This window comes from Pigmentiphaga sp. GD03639 (genome assembly GCF_029845405.1).
Taxonomy (GTDB): Bacteria; Pseudomonadota; Gammaproteobacteria; order Burkholderiales; family Burkholderiaceae_B; genus Pigmentiphaga; species Pigmentiphaga daeguensis.
Genome location: NZ_JAOCLR010000034.1, coordinates 34,642 through 50,698, shown reverse-complemented (window position 1 = coordinate 50,698; position 16,057 = coordinate 34,642). Strand labels below are relative to the sequence as shown.

Below are 16,057 nucleotides of genomic sequence, written 5' to 3'. Positions count from 1 at the left end.
TCCATCATTCGGGCCGGATATTCAGTTCGCGCGCGAGCCGGCCGAAGGCCGCGATGTCGCGTTCCACCGTGGACCGCATCTCCTCCGGGGTGCCCTGGGCAGGCTGGAAGCCGCTGTCGGCCAGTTTTGCCCGGATGGCCGTATCGGCCAGCACCTGGCGGATGGTGCCCGAGAGGCGGTCGCGGATCGCGGCGGGCGTGCCGGCCGGCAGGGCGAAGCCGAAATAGGTGTTGGGGATGGTGTTCTCGTCGCCGCCGATCTCGCTCACGGCGGGCACGTCCGGCAGCAGCGGGAAGCGGCGGCCGCCGCCCACCAGCAGCGGCCGCACGCGGCCTTCGCGGATCGCGCCCAGGGCGGGTCCGATCGTGACCAGGGCCATGTCCACCTCGCCGGCCATGGCCGCGGTCAGCGCCGGGGCGCCGCCCTTGTAGGGCACGTGGGTCAGCTGTATGCCCAGCAGCGAGCACAGCGACTCGGTGCCCAGCTGGGTCATGCTGCCGTTGCCGAAGCTGGCATAGGTCAGGCGGCCGGGCTGCTTGCGGGCGGCGGCGACGAACTCCTGGATGGTCTTGGCGGGCTGCTTGGAGCCGGCCACCAGCACATAGGGGCCCCAGACCGCGATGCCTACGTAGGAAAAATCCTTCAACGGATCGTAGGGCAGCTTCTTGTACAGGCTGGGGTTGATGCCCAGCGCGCCGCGGTCGACGAACAGCAGGGTATAGCCGTCGGGCGCGGCCTTGGCCACGGCCTCGGTGCCGATCAGGCCGTTGGCGCCGGGCCGGTTGTCGACCACCACCGGCTGGCCCAGTCTTTCCGCCAATTGCTGGGCTACCAGCCGGGCGTTGGAGTCGGCCCCGGCGCCGGCGGGGAAGGGCACGATGACGCGGATGGCGCGGCTCGGGTAGGTGTCGCCTTGGCCGCGCGCGGCGCCGGCCGCGGCCAGGGCCAGGCCGGCGCCGGCGGCGATGAAGCCGCGGCGGGTGATGGAAGTGTCGCGATGGTCTGGCATGGGGTGTCTCCTTTTCTTTTGCAAACGGACGGCTCTAGGCGGTCGGTCCCCGGGCGGCGGCGATTTCCTGTTCCGACAGGCCGGCCTCGGCCAGGATCGCGGCGGTCTGTTCGCCCAGCGTGGGAGGAGGATGGCGGCTGGGCGGACGCTGGCCGTCGTAGCGGATGGGCCGGCTCAGCGCACGCACCGGGCCCATCTCCGGATGATGCAACTGGTGGAAACTGCCGGCGGCCGCGAACTCGGGGTCGTCCAGGATGTCCGGCACGGTCAGGACCGGCGCGTGCGGGACGTCGGCGGCGCGCAGCGCGGCCAGCCAGTGCTCCCGCGGCCGCGTGCGGAAGCGCTCGCGCAGCAGGCCCGACAGCGCCTCGAAGTTGGCGATGCGCGCGCCGCGGGTGGCGAAGCGCGGATCGTCCCGCAGTTCGGGCATGTCCACCGCCCGCACCAGGCCTTCCCAGAATTTCGGCGGCGACGAGAGCTGCAGGCCGATACGCGCGCCATCGGCGCACTCGAATGCCAGGCTGTGCGAATAGGACGCGCGCGTGGTCGACTGCATGCGCGTGCCGTCGCGGGTATAACTGGCGAAGAAGTCGGGCATGAAGGACATGGAGGCTTCGATCATGTTGACCTCCACCAGCCGGCCCCGCCCGCTGGCCTGGCGGGCGAACAGCGCGCCCAGGATGCCCTGGCACGCGTACATGCCCGCCAGCTGGTCCGAGATGGTGGGGCCGCGCACCTGCGGATCGGACGGATCCAGGAAGGTGTCCAGCATGCCGCTCAGGGCCTGCCCGATGGTGTCGAAGGCCGGCTGGCCCTCGTGCCGGCTGCCGGGCAGGAAGCCGCCGATGGCGCAATAGACCAGCTGCGGCCGCCGGGCGCGCAGCGTTTCCCATCCCAGTCCCATCCGGTCCATGACGCCGGGGCGGAAGTTCTCGATCAGCACGTCCGCCGTGTCCACCAGCCGCAGCAGGGCGTCGCGCCCGGCCGCGCTGCCCAGGTCCAGCCTGACGCTGCGCTTGTTGCGGTTGAAGGCGACGAAGTTCGGACTGTACTGGCCGTCGCGGAAGGCGCGGAAGGGGTCGCCTTCCGGCCGCTCGACCTTGATCACGTCGGCGCCCAGGTCGGCCAGCATCAGGCCGGCGTAGGGGCCGGTGATGAAGTTGCCCAGCTCCAGCACCCGGATGCCTTGCAGCACGTCGCCGGAGGCGGGCGCGGACGCGGCGCTCATTGCGCGTCCCGCCGGTATTCGCCGTAGCCGGGGCGATAGGTCTTCTCGTCCAGGAACTGGGTCATCGCCTGTTCGCGCCCGCCCTCGGTATCCATGAAGCGCATCTCGCGTTCCTTGGCCAGCAGGTAGTCGGCGGCCTGGTCCACGCTCATGCCGCGCACCAGGCGCAGGCTTTCCTTGATGGTGCGCAGCGTCTGCGGATTCTTGCGCGCCAGCGTGGCAGCCAGTTCCTCGGTGCGCGCGCGCAGCCGCTCGAGCGGCACGGACTCGGTCACCAGCCGCATCTGCGCGGCCACCTTGCCATTGAAGGGATCGCCCGTCATCGCATAGTAGACCGCGTCGCGGTAGGCCAGGCCGTCGACGATGACCTTGCCGACCAGGCCGCCGGGCAGGATGCCCCAGTTCACCTCGGACAGGCCGAACTGCGCTTCGTCCGCCGCGATGGCGAAATCGCAGGCGAACAACTGCACGAAGGCGCCGCCGTAGCAGTGCCCGTTCACCATGGCGATGGTGGGCTTGGGAAAGCTGCTGAGCAGGGTCCAGCGCCATTCGTGGTTGGCCAGACGGGCCAGGTGGCGCTGCTTGGGCTTGTCGTCCAGCGCGCGGAAGAACAGGCCTATGTCCTGGCCGGCGCACCAGCTGTCGCCCGCGCCGGTCAGCACCAGCACGCGCACCGACGGCTCCTCGGCCAGCTCCTTGAGCACGTCCACCATCTCGAAGTGCAGGTCCGGGCTCATCGCGTTGCGCTTGTCGGGGCGGTTCAGCGTGACCCAGCCTATGCCGTTGGCGATCTCGACTTTGACGTTCTTCAACTGATCGAATTGCATGCTTGTCTCTTCCTGGTTCAAAGCGTGATGTAGACGTTCTTCAATTGCGTGTAGGACACCAGTTCCTCGAAGGATTCCTCGCGGTTGTTGCCCGACTGCTTGTAGCCGCCGAAGGGTGCGGGGAAGAAATGCTTGGCGGCGTTGTTGACCCAGACGTAGCCCGCCTCGAAGCGGCCGGCGGCGCGGTGGGCCGTGTCCAGGCGCGTGGTGTAGACGCCGGCGGCCAGTCCGTACTCCAGCGAGTTGACCTGTTCGAACATCTCGTCCTCGTCCGACCACTTGAGAATGGACAGCACCGGGCCGAAGATCTCTTCGCGCGCGATGCGCATGTCCATGGTCACGTCGGTGAACACGGTGGGTTCGATGAAGTGCCCGTTGGCCAGCTCGGCGCCGTCGGGATGCCTGCCGCCCGCGGCCAGCCGGGCGCCTTCCTGCCTGCCCAGCTCGATGTAGTGCATGATCTTGTCGTACTGCTCGCGCGAGACGATGGCGCCCATGGTCGTGGCCTTGTCGGTGGGCAGGCCGGGGCGGTAGGCGCGCACGCCTTCCAGCACGCCCTGGACCACCTGGTCGTACACCGACTCGTGCACGAACAGGCGCGTGGTCGAGCTGCACGCCTGGCCGCACCAGGTGAAGCACATGCCGGCCACGGCGCCCTTGATCGCCCGTTCCAGGTCCGCGTCGGGATAGACAACTAGCGCGTTCTTGCCGCCCAGTTCCAGGCTGACGTGCTTGAGGTGCTCGGCCGCGCCGCGCGCGATGGCCTTGCCGGTGGCGATGCTGCCGATCAGCGTGACCTTGGGCACCAGCGGGTGGTCCACCAGCGCCTGGCCGCACTCGGTCCCGCCCGACAGCACGTTGATGACCCCGGGCGGCGCGATGCCGTCTATCAGTTCCATCAGCCGGTAGGCCGACAGCGGCGCCTGCACCGGCGGTTTCATGATGACGGTATTGCCGGCCGCCACTGCCGCCGCCAGCCGGCTGGCCGTGAACATCATGGGGTGGTTGTAGGCGACGATGCGGGCGCAGACGCCGTAGGGCTCGCGCACCGTCATGTCGATGACGCCTTCGCCCATGGGAATGGTGGAGCCGCGCAGCTCATAGACCAGTCCCGCGAAATAGTCGATGAGCTGGGTGGCGATGTCGACGTCGTTCATCAGCGCGGACACGGGATTGCCGCAGTCGATGGCGTCGATCATGGCCAGTTCCTCGCGATGCTCGCGCATGACCTGGGCGATGCGGCGCAGCACCGTGGCGCGTTCGCCGGGCGAGGTGCGACGCCACGAGCGATAGGCCTCGTGGGCGGCGCGCACGGCGGCGTCGACGTCGGCGCGGCTGGCCACCGCGCAGGGGCCCAGGTTCTCGCCGGTGGACGGGCTGAAGGAGTCGGCATAGCCGCCTTCCGGGCGATGCCAGGCGCCGCCGTAATACAGGTCGCGGTGCCGGGGGAGCAGTTTTTCGATGGACATGGTCTTCCTCCTGGTTCGGTGTCGTCGTGTCGTATCGGGCCGGCGGCCGGTTCAGCCGGCGGGCAGGAAGGCGCGCAGCACGCGCGCCAGGTCCCCGGGGTTGTCGCCGGCCAGGTCGTGGCTGCCGTCTATTTCTTCCGCGCGGCAACGCGGGTTGGCCAGCCGCAGCTTGTCCAGCGTGGGCGCCTCGAACATGTCGGACCGGCTGCCGCGCACGAACAGTGCCGGTATCCGCAGTTCCCTGACCATGGCCCACAGGTCCGGTCCCGGCGCGGCGGGCTTGCCCTGCAGGGTCTGGCGGAAACTGTCGCGGAAGTGCAGGTCGCGCTTGAGCTCGTAGCCGCCGGGAACGGGCCGCAGGAAAGCTTCGTAGCGTTTCCTGGCGGGAGCGTCCGCGGGCAGGCCGGCGGGCAGGCCGTGGTAGGCCAGTGCCTCGTCCACGGATACGAAGACGTCTGGCTGGTTGCCGATGCGCAGGGCGACATTGCGGCGGCCCGCGGCGGCCACGTCGGGCGCGAAGTCCAGGCAGGCCAGCGCCACCACGCGGTCGGGATACCAGTGCGCGGTGCACAGGCAGATCCGCCCGCCCATGGAGTGGCCGGCCAGCACCGCGCGCGGCCACTGCAGATGGTCGAGCACGGCGATGAGGTCGCCGGCGAAGTCGCGCAGGTCGTAGTGCCGCTCGAGGCTGCGGGTGGAGTCGCCGAAGCCGCGCAGGTCGACGGCGACCACTTCGCGATCGGTGGCCAGGGCCTCGGCGATGCCGGTCCAGTCGTACGAGAAGTAGGACAGGCCGTGCGCGATGAGGACGGGCGTGGCACCGGGGGCGCCGAAGCGGCGATAGAAGATCTCGACGTCGCCGCTGCGGGCGGTGCCGGTGCGATGGGCAATGGGGGCCATGGTGTGTCCTGGTCGGTTCGTGGTCGGTGGGTCAGCCGGCGGTGACGATGCCCATGCCCGTCAGCCACTCGGGAATGATCCGGTAGTAGCGCACCTGCATGGGATGGGTCTCGATCGCGCGCGCGGCGGCCGCGGCCGCGACCCAGGCCCGGATCTCGTGCCCGCCGAAGCCGGCCTTGCGGTCGATCTCGGCATCGTCGATGGCATCCAGGGCATCGACGTCGTACGCGCACAGCTTGGCCATGAAGGCCTCGTCCCAGTCGCGGTCGGGCGGCATGCACGGCCCCTTGCCGGCGACCAGGTCGCGGCCGGCCTGGATCACGCGGGCCTCGCGCGCGGCCAGTTCCTCGGCCGTGGGGGTATGCCGCTTGACCAGCCGTTGCGCGATGTCGTGCGGCACCTGGCGCAGGCGCGGCGTGGGAGGATCGTGCGACAGGCCGCCCGAGCCGATGATGGTCACGCGCAGGCCGCGCGTGGCCAGGAAGCGGCCCACGGCCTCGCCGAACAGGCGCGATCGGCGCATGGACGGCCGCGGATCGGCGGCGCAATTCAGGAAGATGGGCAGCACGTCGTAGCGCGCCAGCGCGCCCGTCAGTTGCGTCAGCGAGATGGCGTTGCCGTGGTCCACGCACATGTCGTAGGAAATGGCGGTATCCAGGTCCTGCCGATGCAGCGCCCGGGCGCACTCCAGCGCCAGCTCGGTGGGCACGCGCAGCGGGCCGCCGGGCAGTCCCCAGTCGCGCGTGCCGTGTGCCGCCAGGCCCAGGCAGAACGCCGGCATCAGGTCGTAGAAGAAGCCGTTGAAATGGTCGGGGCCGAAGCTCACCACCAGGTCCGGCGCGAAGGCATGGACCTCGCGCGAGACCGTTTCCATCTGGTCGAAGAAGGCGCGCTGGCCCTCGGGGTCGGACGCCTCGATATCCGCCAGCATGAGCGGACTGTGCGAACAGCAGATCAGTTGCGCGGGCATGGACGGCTCCTAGATGTGGACGGGGTCGAGCGTGCTGGCCGCGAACAGTTCGTCCACGCCCAGTTGGCGGACGGCCAGCCCCTGTTCGTACGAATAGCGCGTCATCGCTTCCAGCGTCTTGCGGTTGGCTTCCACGCCATAGGGCCAGAAGTCCCGGCCCATGACCGCCTCGGTCGCTTCCAGCTCGGCGGTCACCCACGGCAGCCCGATCTTCAGCGCGGTGACTTCGCGCAGGTCGCGCTCGGCGATTTCCTTGGCCTGGGCGAACGCCTTGTACAGGCTGGAGGGCAGCCACGGATGCGCCTGGGCGAGGTCCTGGCGCACGCCCAGCGCGTGCATGATGGGGAACAGGCCGGTGCGGGCGTAGTACGCCTGCTCGACCGCGCGATAGTCGGGGTACAGGCGCTGCACCCGGGGGTGGCCGTCGAGCAGGCAGGAAGGCGCTCGGGCGGAGATGACGGCATCGAGTTCGCCGTTGGCCAGGAGGCTGGACAGCGAGCGGCCCTGGGGCGCGCTCGACAGCGGGAAGCCCGGCGGAAGATTGAGCGGGAACTTGTCCTTGCGGCCGTACTGTTCCAGGCCACCCTGGACCCATTCGATGTCGGCGGCCTCGATGCCGTACTCGTCCTTCAGGAAACCCCGCACCCACAGCACGGCGGACATCTGGTACTCGGGCAGGCCGATGCGCTTGCCGCGCAGGTCGGCCGCGCTGGCGATGGCGCGGTCATTGCGGATGTAGATGGCGGAGTGGCGGAAGGTGCGCGACAGGAAGACGGGCAGGGCGACGTAGGGCGCGATGCCGCGCGACAGCGCGATCAGGAACGGACTGAAGCCGATCTCGGCGACGTCGAATTCTCCGTGGAAATAGGCGCGATGGAAACACTCTTCCACCGGCATGGGAAGGTAGTTGACCTCGCAGCCTTCGACGGTGACGCGGCCGTCCAGCAGCGGACGGACCCGGTCATAGTCCCAGGTGGCGATGGTGATGGGTAAGCGGGCCATGATGCTCCTGCGGTTCGATCATCGGCGCCCATTCTAGACCTCAAAAAATCAAAAGTATAGATTTTTGAGTTTTAGAGGTTTAGCATCGAGTCTGCGCATGCCGGACCCTCCATTCGAAAGACACGGGCGTGCGTATACGAGGAGACTTCCATGCACCGATCCATCGCGCGTTGCGCGCTCGCCGCCCTGTTCGTCTGCGCGTCCGCGGCGGCCCAGAAACCTTCCTATCCCGACCGGCCCGTGCGCGTGGTCGTGCCCTATGGGCCGGGCACGGCGCCGGACCTGATCGCGCGCGTCGTGAGCGAACAGTTGTCGCGCCAGACCGGCCAATCCTTCGTGGTCGAGAACAAACTGGGCGCCGGCGGCAAGATAGGCACCGAGGCCGTGGCCGACGCCAAGGCCGACGGCTATACGCTGCTGCTGGGCGGCAAGGACACGCACGGCATCCTGACCCATCTCTATCCCGACTGGCGCATCAAGCCCGAGAAGGACTTCGCGCCCGTCGCGCTGCTGGCCCGCATCCAGAACGTGCTGCTGGCCAGCCCCAAGCTGCCGGCCTCGAACCCGCAAGAGTTCCTGGCCCTGGCCAGGCAGAAGGAACTGCGCTATGGCACGCCCGGCGTCGGCACCAACCTGCACCTGGCCGCCGCCTACCTGCAAAGCAACTATGGGCTCAAGCTGCTGCACATCCCGTACAGCCGCAGCTTCGCCGAGGCCCTGCCGGCGCTGGCGCGCGGCGAACTGGACCTGGTGGTGGCCGGCCTGCCGCCGGCCATGCCGCTGCTCAAGGACGGCCGCATCAAGGCCATCGCCGTGACGGGCACCCAGCGTTCGCGCTTCGCGCCGGACATTCCCACCTTCGCCGAATCCGGCGTGTCGGGCCTGGAGTCGGGCGGCTGGTTCGCGCTGTTCGCCCCCACGGGCACGCCCCAGTCCGCCGTGGATGCATTGTCGAAAATGGTGGCGACCGCGCTGCGCGAGCCCGCCGTGACGGAGAAACTGTCCGGCGTCTACGCCGACCCGGCCCCCTCGTCACCCGCCGAACTGGCCAAGCTGGTCGCCGACGAAACGCAGCGCTGGGGCAAGGTCGTGGCCGAAACCGGCATAAAACTCGAATAGAAGAAGAGGACCCCCCTACGCGCTGACGCGCGCCCCCCAGGGGGCGAAACCGGCGGACCGGCAAAGCCGGATCCGCGGTTTCCTGGGTCTAGAGAAAGTATCTTGGACTGAAGCACGGTTGCTATCGCTGGCTGCCCGCGGTAGCAACGGTGTGGCGTACCAAGAAACAGGCACTAGACCCAGGGCGCCGCGGATCCGGCTTTGCCGGTCCGCCAGCGCCGCCCCCTTGAGGGGGCCCGCGTCAGCGGGTAGGGGGTGGGCTTCCCCTGGGGGGCTAAAACAATACCGTCGACAGCTTCCGGCGGTACTGCGAGACCAGCTCGGGTTGGGCCGAGGCCATGTCGAAGACGGCGATCATGGTCTTGCGGCCGATCTCGTCCTGGAAGCTGCGGTCGCGCCGGACGATTTCCAGCAGTTCGTCCATCGCGCCGGCCCAGGCGCGGCGCGCGATGCGCTTGTTGGCCAGGTCCAGGCGCGCCTGCAGGTCGCCGGGGTTTTGCTGGATACGGGCCAGCAGCTCGGTTTCCTCGGGCGAATCCTGCGCCTGCTCGACCGCGTTCAGCGCGGTCTCCAGGTTGGCGTAGTGGGGGTCGGCCTTGGCCTGCGGCGTCAGCAGCGCGAACTGGGCCTTGGCGTCCTCGGGGCGGCCCGTGGTCAGCAAGAGCTCGACATAGTCCATGCGCGCCGGATCGTAGGCCGCGTCCAGGACCAGCGCCGCGCGCAGGTGCTTCTCGGCGGTGGGGACGTCCCCGGCCTGCATGGCCGCCATGGCCTGCTGGTGTTCCTGTTCGTGCGGCAGCGGCAGCAGGCGGTCGATGAAGGCGCGGATCTGGCCTTCGGGCATTGCGCCGGTGAACTGGTCCACCGGCCGGCCGCCCAGGATGGCGACGACCAGCGGAATGCTGCGCGCCTGGAAGTGGGCGGCCAGCTGCTGGTTCTCGTCGACGTTGACCTTGACCAGCTTGAAGGCGCCGCCATAGTCGCGCTCCAGCTTTTCCAGGGTCGGGGTCAGGGACCGGCAGGGGCCGCACCACGGGGCCCAGAAATCGACCAGGACCGGTTTGTCGCGCGAGGCCTGCAAGACCTCGCTTTCGAAATTGGCTAGCGTGACATCCATACCGGGAATCCTATGGCTATGAAGCGGTAAGCAAAAAGAGATTGTGCTTGATTTTTCGCTTCGGGGGGCCGTGCTGTCCGGGGCGACGCGCCTACGCCGCCGTATCCTGCGCGAAGGCCCGCAGGTAGGCCGTCAGGCGCCGCACGCCGGGCGTGGCCAGCTTGCGCGCGTGGGAGATCAGGTAGAACGAGCGGTCGAGGCGCGGCAGCCCCGTGGGCAGCTCGACCAGTTCCCCGGTCGCCAGCATGTCGCTGACCACCCAGCGCGACAGGCAGGTAATGCCCAGCCCGCCCGCGGCGGCGCGCTTGATCGCTTCCGAGTTGCCGAACTCGATGCCCGACTTCATGTGGTGCAGGTGCGGGGTCAGCGCCTCGCGTATGGTCTCGCGGGTACCGGAGCCTTCCTCGCGCAGCAGCCACGTGGCGGCGCGCAGCTGGGCGGTCGAGACCCGGCCGCCCGCCGGCGGCACGATGGGGTCGCGCGCGCCAGCCACGATCACGAGTTCGTCGGTCAGCCAGGGCTCGACGGTCAGTTCGGGCTGTTCGCACGGCCCCTCGACCAGGGCCAGGTCCAGCTCGAAATTCACCACCTGGGTGGCGATGGCCAGCGTGTTGGCGATGGCGACATGAGCCGTCCATTGCGGCTGGCCGCTGTCCGCCAGGTCGCGTTGGAAGCCCGCCAGCAGGGTGGGCAGCACGTAGTTGCCGATGGTGGTGCTGGCGCCGATGCGCAGCACGCCCACGTGGCCCTGGCCGTCGCGGGCCCAGCGTTCGATCGCGGTGGCGCGGTCCAGCAGCTCGCGCGCCTGGGGCAGCAGTTCCCGGCCGTTGTCGTTGAGCACCAGGCGCTTGCCCACCCGGTCGAACAACGCCATGTCCAGGGCCCGCTCCAGGTCGTTCAGCGCCGCACTGGTGGCGGACTGGGACAGCGCCACGGCCGCGGCGGCGGCGCTGGTGCTGCCGGTGTCGGCGACGGCGGCGAATATCTGCAATTGGCGCAGGGTCAGGCGCAGGGCTTCCATATAACTCGAATTACCGGTTTTCCAGCTTGAATATACAAAAATAAACCGTTTTGACGGATCGAAGAGCGTGCTTAGAGTGGAGGGCGTTCATTCCAGAAGTTATTAGCTTATGTCGAATTCGTCTGCTACCTCCATCGCCGCCGCCGGCCGCCCGTCTCAGGGCAAGGCCGGATTCTTCCGGCAGGCGGGCCCCGGCCTCCTCCTGGCCACGGCCATCGGGGTGGCCGCGATGAGGCTGGCGGGCTGGGAATTCTTCGCCAGCCGAGGGTTCAGCGCGCTGACGCTGGCCATCGTGCTGGGCATGCTGGTGGGCAACACCGTCTATCCGCGCATCGCCGCGCCCAGCGCGGCCGGGGTGGGGGTGGCCAAGCAGACCCTGTTGCGTGCGGGCGTCATCCTGTATGGCCTGCGCCTGACGTGGCAGGACATAGGCGGCGTCGGCGCCGCGGGCGTGGCCATCGACGCGGTCATGCTGCTGTCGACCTTCGGCCTGGCATGGCTGGTGGGCACGCGGGTGTTCAAGCTCGACCGGACGTCGGCCTGGCTGATCGGCGCCGGCGGCTCCATCTGCGGCGCGGCCGCGGTCATGGCGACCGCGCCGGTCCTGCGCGCCAAGGCCGACCAGGTCGCGGTGGCGGTCGCGACCGTGGTGGTGTTCGGCACGGTGTCGATGTTCCTCTATCCTTTCCTGTACGAACTGAACCAGCAGTGGGGCCTGATCCCGGGCGGCACGCACGGCTTCGGCGTCTACGTCGGCTCCACGGTGCACGAGGTGGCCCAGGTCATCGCCGCGGCCCGCGCGGTGGGAACCGAAGCGGCCGACACCGCCGTGATCGCCAAGATGGTGCGCGTCATGATGCTGGCTCCGTTCCTGCTGGGGCTGTCCGCCTGGCTGGCCTGGGAGTGCGCGCGCGGCAAGGCCGACGGCAAGGGCGAGGGCAGCGGCCTGTGCATTCCCTGGTTCGCCGTGGGCTTCATCGCCATGGTGGTATTCAATTCGCTGGTGTCGATTCCCGACTGGCTGATGTCGGCCGCGATCGACTTCGATACCCTGCTGCTGGCCATCGCCATGGCCGCGCTGGGGCTGACCACCCACGTCGGCGCGATCCGCCGCGCCGGCTTGCGCCCGCTGCTGCTGGCCGGGCTGCTGTTCGTCTGGCTGGTGGGCGGCGGCGCGCTGGTCAATGCGTTGATCGGCTAGGTCCTGTTGCGGGATCGCCCAAGGGGGCGGGCATCCCGCTGCGGCGATGCCGTGGCGGGTTAAAATCGCGCTTTTCGACGCTCGCCCGCTGCCCCGGCACGCCGGGTGCCCGCAAGGTCCCACATGTCCAGTTCCCCTTCTTCCTCTTCTTCCCCCGAGGCGGTGCAGATCGGCATCGTCATGGGGTCTTCCAGCGACTGGGAGATCATGAAGCATGCCGTCGCCGTGCTCGACGAGTTCGGCGTGGCGCATGAAGCCCGCGTGGTGTCGGCCCACCGCATGCCGCTCGACATGGTCGAGTACGGCGCCGAGGCCACCCGCCGGGGCCTGCGCGCCATCATCGCGGGCGCCGGCGGCGCGGCCCACCTGCCGGGCATGCTGGCGGCGCTGACGCCGGTGCCGGTGTTCGGCGTGCCGGTGCCGTCCAAGTACCTGCGCGGCGAGGACTCCCTGCTTTCCATCGTGCAGATGCCCAAGGGCGTGCCGGTGGCCACCTTCGCCATCGGCGAAGCCGGGGCCGCCAACGCGGCGCTGCATGCGGTGGCCAACCTGGCCTGTACCGATCCAGCGCTGCGCAAGAAGCTCGAGGCCTTTCGTGCCCGCCAGACCGAGGCCGCGCGCGCGATGGCGCTGCCTCCGGGGGCACAGGCATGAGCGAAGGCAAGGCGAAGGCGCGCGTGGTGCAGCCGGGCGGCTGGCTGGGGCTGCTGGGCGGCGGCCAGCTGGGCCGGATGTTCTGCCATGCCGCGCAAAGCATGGGGTACCGCGTGGCGGTGCTGGATCCGATCGCCGATTGTCCCGCCGGCGCGGTGGCCGACCTGCACATCCGTGCCGGCTACGACGACGAGGCCGGCCTGGCGCAACTGGCCGAGCGCTGCGCCGCCGTTACCACCGAATTCGAGAACGTCCCGGCCGCCAGCCTCGAGAAGTTGGCCCTGCGCTGCCAGGTCAGTCCGGCTGCCGGCGCGGTGGCCATCGCCCAGGACCGCATCGCCGAGAAGGGCTACATCGCCTCGATAGGCGTGCCCGTGGCGCCCTATGCCGAGATCCGCGCTGAGGCCGACATCGCCGCGGCGCCCGCCTCGCTGTATCCGGGCATCCTGAAGGCCGCGCGCCTGGGCTACGACGGCAAGGGCCAGGCCCGGGTCGAGTCGGCCGAGCAGGCGCGCGCCGCGTTCGCCTCGTTCGGCAACGTGCCCTGCGTGCTCGAGGCCAGGCTGCCGCTGGAGTTCGAAATCTCCGTCGTGGTCGCGCGCGGCTTCGACGGCGAAGTGGTGACCTATCCGGTCTCCGAGAACGTGCATCGCGACGGCATCCTGGCGATCTCGACCGTGCCGTCGCCGCGCGCTTCCGAGGACATCGTGCGCCGCGCCCGCGCCGCGGCGCTGCAGGTCGCGGCCGGGCTGGAGTATTGCGGCGTGCTGTGCGTGGAGTTCTTCGTGCTGCCGGGCGATCGCCTGATCGTCAACGAGATCGCGCCACGGCCCCACAACAGCGGCCACTACAGCATCGATGCCTGCGTCACCAGCCAGTTCGAGCAGCAGGTACGGGTGCTGGCGGGCCAGCCGCTGGGGTCGTCCGATGCGCTGGCCGCGTCGGTCATGCTCAACATCCTGGGCGACATCTGGTTCCAGGCGGGCGAACAGGCCGCCGAACCGGCCTGGGGCCGGGCCCTGCAGGCACCCACCGCCAAGCTGCACCTGTACGGCAAGACCGAGGCACGGCGCGGCCGCAAGATGGGCCACGTGACCTGCCTGGGCGCGGACCGCGCGCAGGCCGAGCGCAGTGCCGCGCAGGTGGCGGCGGCGCTGGGCATCGCCTATCCGTAGCCGCATGAGCGCGCGCATCCTGCCGCCCACGCCGGAAGCCATCGCGCAAGCGGTGGCGCTGCTCCAGGCCGGACAACTGGTGGGCATGCCCACCGAGACGGTCTACGGCCTGGCCGCCGATGCCTCGGACGCCGAGGCGGTGGCGCGCATCTTCGCCGCCAAGGGCCGGCCCAACGACCATCCCGTCATCGTGCACGTCGCGGCCGGCGCCGACCTGTCGCGCTGGGCCGCCAGCATTCCGGAGGCCGCCCGCCGGCTGATGGACGCATTCTGGCCCGGGCCGCTGACGCTGATCCTGCCGCGCGCCGCCGGGGTGCTGGATGCCGTCACGGGCGGGCAGGACACGGTCGGGCTGCGCTGTCCCTCGCATCCGGCCGCGCAGGCCCTCCTGGCCGCGTTCGGCGGCGGCCTGGCCGCGCCGTCGGCCAACCGCTTCGGCCGGGTCAGCCCGACCACGGCGGCTCACGTGGCCGACGAGTTCGGCGACGCGGTGCCGCTGGTGCTGGACGGCGGGCCCTGCGAAGTCGGCATCGAGTCGACCATCGTCGACGTCTCCACCCAGATCCCCATCCTGCTGCGTCCGGGCCATGTCTCGGCCCTGGCCCTGTCCGAGGTGCTGGGCAGCCCCGTGCTGACCCGCGCCCAGATGGACGCGCAACGCCCGGTGCCGCGCGTATCGGGATCGCTGTCGGCGCACTATGCGCCGCGCACGCCGCTCAGGCTGGTCGACGCCGGCCGGCTCGCGGACGAGATCGCCGCCGAGGCGGCGCGTGGCCGCTCGGCGGGGGTCTGGTCCCGCCAGGATCCGGGCGGCGCGGCCTGCTGGCTAGAGGCGCCCGCCGATCCCGAACGCTATGCGCAGGCGCTGTACGCGACCCTGCGCGAACTGGACGGCAAGGGAGTGGATGTCCTGCTGTTCGAGCAGCCGCCCGCGGCGCCCGCCTGGACGGCGGTGCGCGACCGCCTGGGACGGGCGGCCGTGGGGTCGGGCGAGGCCTGATCTACTGCTTGCGCGCGTAGGCGAACCAGCCCGCCGACTGGCCGCTGTTGGTCGCCATGATCAGCAGCAGCGGCTGCTTGTCCTTTTCCGTCAACCGTATCGCCACGCCCTGCATGCTGGCGCCCGCGTGCTGGCTCAGGCAGTTCGTGGCGCTGCCGAACGAGAAGGTCGTGGTCGCGTAGTTCTTGCCCGAGGAAGCCCTGGCCAGCGCGCCGTTGATGTTGCAGGTGTCCGGCCGGCCGCTGATGGACGAGCGGGCCGAGAAATCGCCATTGGACTGCACGGTGATCGTGACGGCGGAACTGGTGCTGTCGCGGCCCGTCCACGTTCCGGCGTAGTTGGCCAGGTCGAAGGCATCGTTGTACTGGCTGTTGAAGCTGGACGTGAAGGTCACGTTCTGGCCCAGGTTGCCGTCGAAGCTGGACGCGCTGGTGACCGTCCCGGTCAGGTTAGCCGTCTCGACCGTGGTGTCGCCGGTGCCGAAGGTCTTGCCCGTGCCGGTGAAGGCCTTGCCGTTCAGGGACCCGGTGCCGCGGGTCATGCGCCGCACCTGGCTGAAGCCCTCGCTCCAGGACATGGCCCACAGTTCGTTGCTGGGCGTGACCAGCATGCTCAGCGACAAGGTGTCGCTGGTGAGGTTGCCGGTCCAGATGCCCTGGGCGTCGCTGTTGCCCCCGCCGCCTCCACCGCCGCCGCCGCTGTCATCGTCGGACGAGCCGAAATAGCCGTTGCAGGCGGTCAGGGACAGGGCGCAGAGCAGGGCGAGGACGGTGCGACGATGCATGGAAAGCCTGGCGGTCATGGGGTCAAGGAGTCTTGCGCGTGCGCTGCGGCGTCAGGTCGAAGCCTCCGGCATGGAACACCAGCGGCATGGCATCGGTGTGACCGCAATGCTCGACTTCGCCGACGAAGATGCAGTGATCGCCTTCGCGGTACCTGCTGCGGTTATAGCATTCGAACCACGCCGTGCAACCGTCTATCAGCGGGGCGCCATGCCTGCCGGGCCGCCAGGTGACGTGCGCGTAGCGGTCGGCGGCATGGCCGCGCGTGGCGAAGCGCCGGGCGACGTCGATCTGGTCGGCCGCCAGCACGTTCACCGCGTAATGGCTGGCCGCTTCGAGCGCCTGCAGGGATCCGGAGGTGAGCGACAGGCTCCACAGCACCAGCGGCGGCGATAGCGACACCGAATTGAATGAACTGACCGTCAGGCCGACAGGATGGCCGTCGGGGCCCATGGCGGTGACGACCGTCACACCGGTGGCGAAGCGGCCCAGGGCGGAGCGGAAGGCGGTGGAGTCGAAGTCCGGAAGAGCTGCGGGCATCCAGGGGGGAGGGCTGACGCACCCAGGTCGCGGGTTGCGTGGC

The 16,057-nt window shown here is 69.6% G+C and carries 16 protein-coding genes; 5 read left to right on the top strand and 11 right to left on the bottom strand.

The genetic code is table 11. The features are described 5' to 3' along the window. Positions 1-4: 4 nt before the first annotated feature. Genes N5K27_RS24910 through N5K27_RS24880 form a run of 7 tightly spaced genes read right to left on the bottom strand, consistent with a single transcriptional unit; the run spans position 5 to position 7,405 of the window. Positions 5-1,009 (bottom strand): tripartite tricarboxylate transporter substrate binding protein, encoded by a 1,005-nt coding sequence (locus N5K27_RS24910; RefSeq protein WP_279819915.1) that lies wholly within the window; start codon positions 1,007-1,009, stop codon positions 5-7. Positions 1,010-1,043: 34 nt separating this feature from the next. After that, positions 1,044-2,237, bottom strand: coding sequence for a CoA transferase (locus tag N5K27_RS24905; RefSeq protein WP_087837940.1), 1,194 nt, complete (start codon positions 2,235-2,237; stop codon positions 1,044-1,046). Beyond that, positions 2,234-3,064 (bottom strand): p-hydroxycinnamoyl CoA hydratase/lyase, encoded by an 831-nt coding sequence (locus tag N5K27_RS24900; protein WP_087837939.1) that lies wholly within the window; start codon positions 3,062-3,064, stop codon positions 2,234-2,236. Before N5K27_RS24900 ends, N5K27_RS24905 begins: the two co-directional genes overlap by 4 nt. 17 nt (positions 3,065-3,081) lie before the next feature. Then, positions 3,082-4,533 (bottom strand): aldehyde dehydrogenase family protein, encoded by a 1,452-nt coding sequence (locus N5K27_RS24895; RefSeq protein ID WP_279819911.1) that lies wholly within the window; start codon positions 4,531-4,533, stop codon positions 3,082-3,084. Positions 4,534-4,584: 51 nt separating this feature from the next. After that, the gene (locus N5K27_RS24890; RefSeq protein ID WP_279819908.1) at positions 4,585-5,433 is read right to left on the bottom strand and encodes an alpha/beta hydrolase; all 849 of its coding nucleotides are present in this window, start codon (positions 5,431-5,433) and stop codon (positions 4,585-4,587) included. 31 nt (positions 5,434-5,464) lie between these two features. Beyond that, the gene (locus tag N5K27_RS24885; protein WP_087837936.1) at positions 5,465-6,403 is read right to left on the bottom strand and encodes a 3-carboxyethylcatechol 2,3-dioxygenase; all 939 of its coding nucleotides are present in this window, start codon (positions 6,401-6,403) and stop codon (positions 5,465-5,467) included. Between the two features lie 9 nt (positions 6,404-6,412). After that, entirely contained in the window at positions 6,413-7,405 is a 993-nt protein-coding gene (locus N5K27_RS24880) for a 4,5-dihydroxyphthalate decarboxylase (protein ID WP_087837935.1), read from the bottom strand. 150 nt (positions 7,406-7,555) lie between these two features. On the opposite strand from N5K27_RS24880, the gene N5K27_RS24875 reads away from it, so the two are divergent. Next, complete coding sequence (locus N5K27_RS24875; RefSeq protein WP_279819904.1) at positions 7,556-8,524, top strand: tripartite tricarboxylate transporter substrate-binding protein; 969 nt, start codon at positions 7,556-7,558, stop codon at positions 8,522-8,524. Between the two features lie 274 nt (positions 8,525-8,798). On the opposite strand, the gene trxA is transcribed toward N5K27_RS24875, so the two are convergent. Then, the gene (trxA, locus tag N5K27_RS24870) at positions 8,799-9,641 is read right to left on the bottom strand and encodes a thioredoxin (protein WP_279819901.1); all 843 of its coding nucleotides are present in this window, start codon (positions 9,639-9,641) and stop codon (positions 8,799-8,801) included. A gap of 91 nt (positions 9,642-9,732) precedes the next feature. Next, a complete protein-coding gene (locus N5K27_RS24865) occupies positions 9,733-10,662 on the bottom strand; it encodes a LysR family transcriptional regulator (RefSeq protein ID WP_279819899.1) in 930 nt (309 codons plus the stop codon). 109 nt (positions 10,663-10,771) lie between these two features. Between N5K27_RS24865 and N5K27_RS24860 the strand changes: the two genes are divergently transcribed. The 4 genes from N5K27_RS24860 to N5K27_RS24845 all read left to right on the top strand — a co-directional run bounded on the left by N5K27_RS24860 (position 10,772) and on the right by N5K27_RS24845 (position 14,692). Beyond that, positions 10,772-11,863: a YeiH family protein gene (locus tag N5K27_RS24860; protein ID WP_279819897.1), complete on the top strand. Its 1,092-nt coding sequence runs from the start codon at positions 10,772-10,774 to the stop codon at positions 11,861-11,863. Between the two features lie 123 nt (positions 11,864-11,986). Then, positions 11,987-12,517 carry a 5-(carboxyamino)imidazole ribonucleotide mutase gene (purE, locus tag N5K27_RS24855; RefSeq protein ID WP_279819895.1) on the top strand — a complete coding sequence of 177 codons (531 nt, stop codon included), beginning with the start codon at positions 11,987-11,989 and terminating at the stop codon, positions 12,515-12,517. Further along, the gene (locus tag N5K27_RS24850; RefSeq protein ID WP_279819892.1) at positions 12,514-13,692 is read left to right on the top strand and encodes a 5-(carboxyamino)imidazole ribonucleotide synthase; all 1,179 of its coding nucleotides are present in this window, start codon (positions 12,514-12,516) and stop codon (positions 13,690-13,692) included. The genes purE and N5K27_RS24850 overlap by 4 nt, the downstream gene beginning before the upstream one ends. A gap of 4 nt (positions 13,693-13,696) precedes the next feature. Then, positions 13,697-14,692, top strand: coding sequence for an L-threonylcarbamoyladenylate synthase (locus tag N5K27_RS24845; protein WP_279819890.1), 996 nt, complete (start codon positions 13,697-13,699; stop codon positions 14,690-14,692). Between the two features lies 1 nt (position 14,693). Here the strand turns inward: N5K27_RS24845 and N5K27_RS24840 are convergent, their stop codons facing one another. Both N5K27_RS24840 and N5K27_RS24835 read right to left on the bottom strand, forming a co-directional pair. Further along, positions 14,694-15,476, bottom strand: coding sequence for a hypothetical protein (locus N5K27_RS24840; protein ID WP_087837929.1), 783 nt, complete (start codon positions 15,474-15,476; stop codon positions 14,694-14,696). A gap of 22 nt (positions 15,477-15,498) precedes the next feature. Further along, positions 15,499-16,014: a flavin reductase family protein gene (locus N5K27_RS24835; protein ID WP_087837928.1), complete on the bottom strand. Its 516-nt coding sequence runs from the start codon at positions 16,012-16,014 to the stop codon at positions 15,499-15,501. Positions 16,015-16,057 lie beyond the last annotated feature (43 nt).

Excerpts from the sequence above, each read along its gene's own strand:
- N5K27_RS24900 (WP_087837939.1), bottom strand. The coding sequence starts at position 3,064 with ATGCAATTCGATCAGTTGAAGAACGTCAAAGTCGAGATCGCCAACGGC.
- N5K27_RS24880 (WP_087837935.1), bottom strand. The coding sequence starts at position 7,405 with ATGGCCCGCTTACCCATCACCATCGCCACCTGGGACTATGACCGGGTC.
- N5K27_RS24875 (WP_279819904.1), top strand. The coding sequence starts at position 7,556 with ATGCACCGATCCATCGCGCGTTGCGCGCTCGCCGCCCTGTTCGTCTGC.
- N5K27_RS24895 (WP_279819911.1), bottom strand. The coding sequence starts at position 4,533 with ATGTCCATCGAAAAACTGCTCCCCCGGCACCGCGACCTGTATTACGGC.
- N5K27_RS24890 (WP_279819908.1), bottom strand. The coding sequence starts at position 5,433 with ATGGCCCCCATTGCCCATCGCACCGGCACCGCCCGCAGCGGCGACGTC.
- N5K27_RS24845 (WP_279819890.1), top strand. The coding sequence starts at position 13,697 with ATGAGCGCGCGCATCCTGCCGCCCACGCCGGAAGCCATCGCGCAAGCG.
- N5K27_RS24860 (WP_279819897.1), top strand. The coding sequence starts at position 10,772 with ATGTCGAATTCGTCTGCTACCTCCATCGCCGCCGCCGGCCGCCCGTCT.
- N5K27_RS24865 (WP_279819899.1), bottom strand. The coding sequence starts at position 10,662 with ATGGAAGCCCTGCGCCTGACCCTGCGCCAATTGCAGATATTCGCCGCC.
- trxA (WP_279819901.1), bottom strand. The coding sequence starts at position 9,641 with ATGGATGTCACGCTAGCCAATTTCGAAAGCGAGGTCTTGCAGGCCTCG.
- N5K27_RS24885 (WP_087837936.1), bottom strand. The coding sequence starts at position 6,403 with ATGCCCGCGCAACTGATCTGCTGTTCGCACAGTCCGCTCATGCTGGCG.
- N5K27_RS24850 (WP_279819892.1), top strand. The coding sequence starts at position 12,514 with ATGAGCGAAGGCAAGGCGAAGGCGCGCGTGGTGCAGCCGGGCGGCTGG.
- purE (WP_279819895.1), top strand. The coding sequence starts at position 11,987 with ATGTCCAGTTCCCCTTCTTCCTCTTCTTCCCCCGAGGCGGTGCAGATC.
- N5K27_RS24905 (WP_087837940.1), bottom strand. The coding sequence starts at position 2,237 with ATGAGCGCCGCGTCCGCGCCCGCCTCCGGCGACGTGCTGCAAGGCATC.
- N5K27_RS24835 (WP_087837928.1), bottom strand. The coding sequence starts at position 16,014 with ATGCCCGCAGCTCTTCCGGACTTCGACTCCACCGCCTTCCGCTCCGCC.
- N5K27_RS24840 (WP_087837929.1), bottom strand. The coding sequence starts at position 15,476 with ATGCATCGTCGCACCGTCCTCGCCCTGCTCTGCGCCCTGTCCCTGACC.
- N5K27_RS24910 (WP_279819915.1), bottom strand. The coding sequence starts at position 1,009 with ATGCCAGACCATCGCGACACTTCCATCACCCGCCGCGGCTTCATCGCC.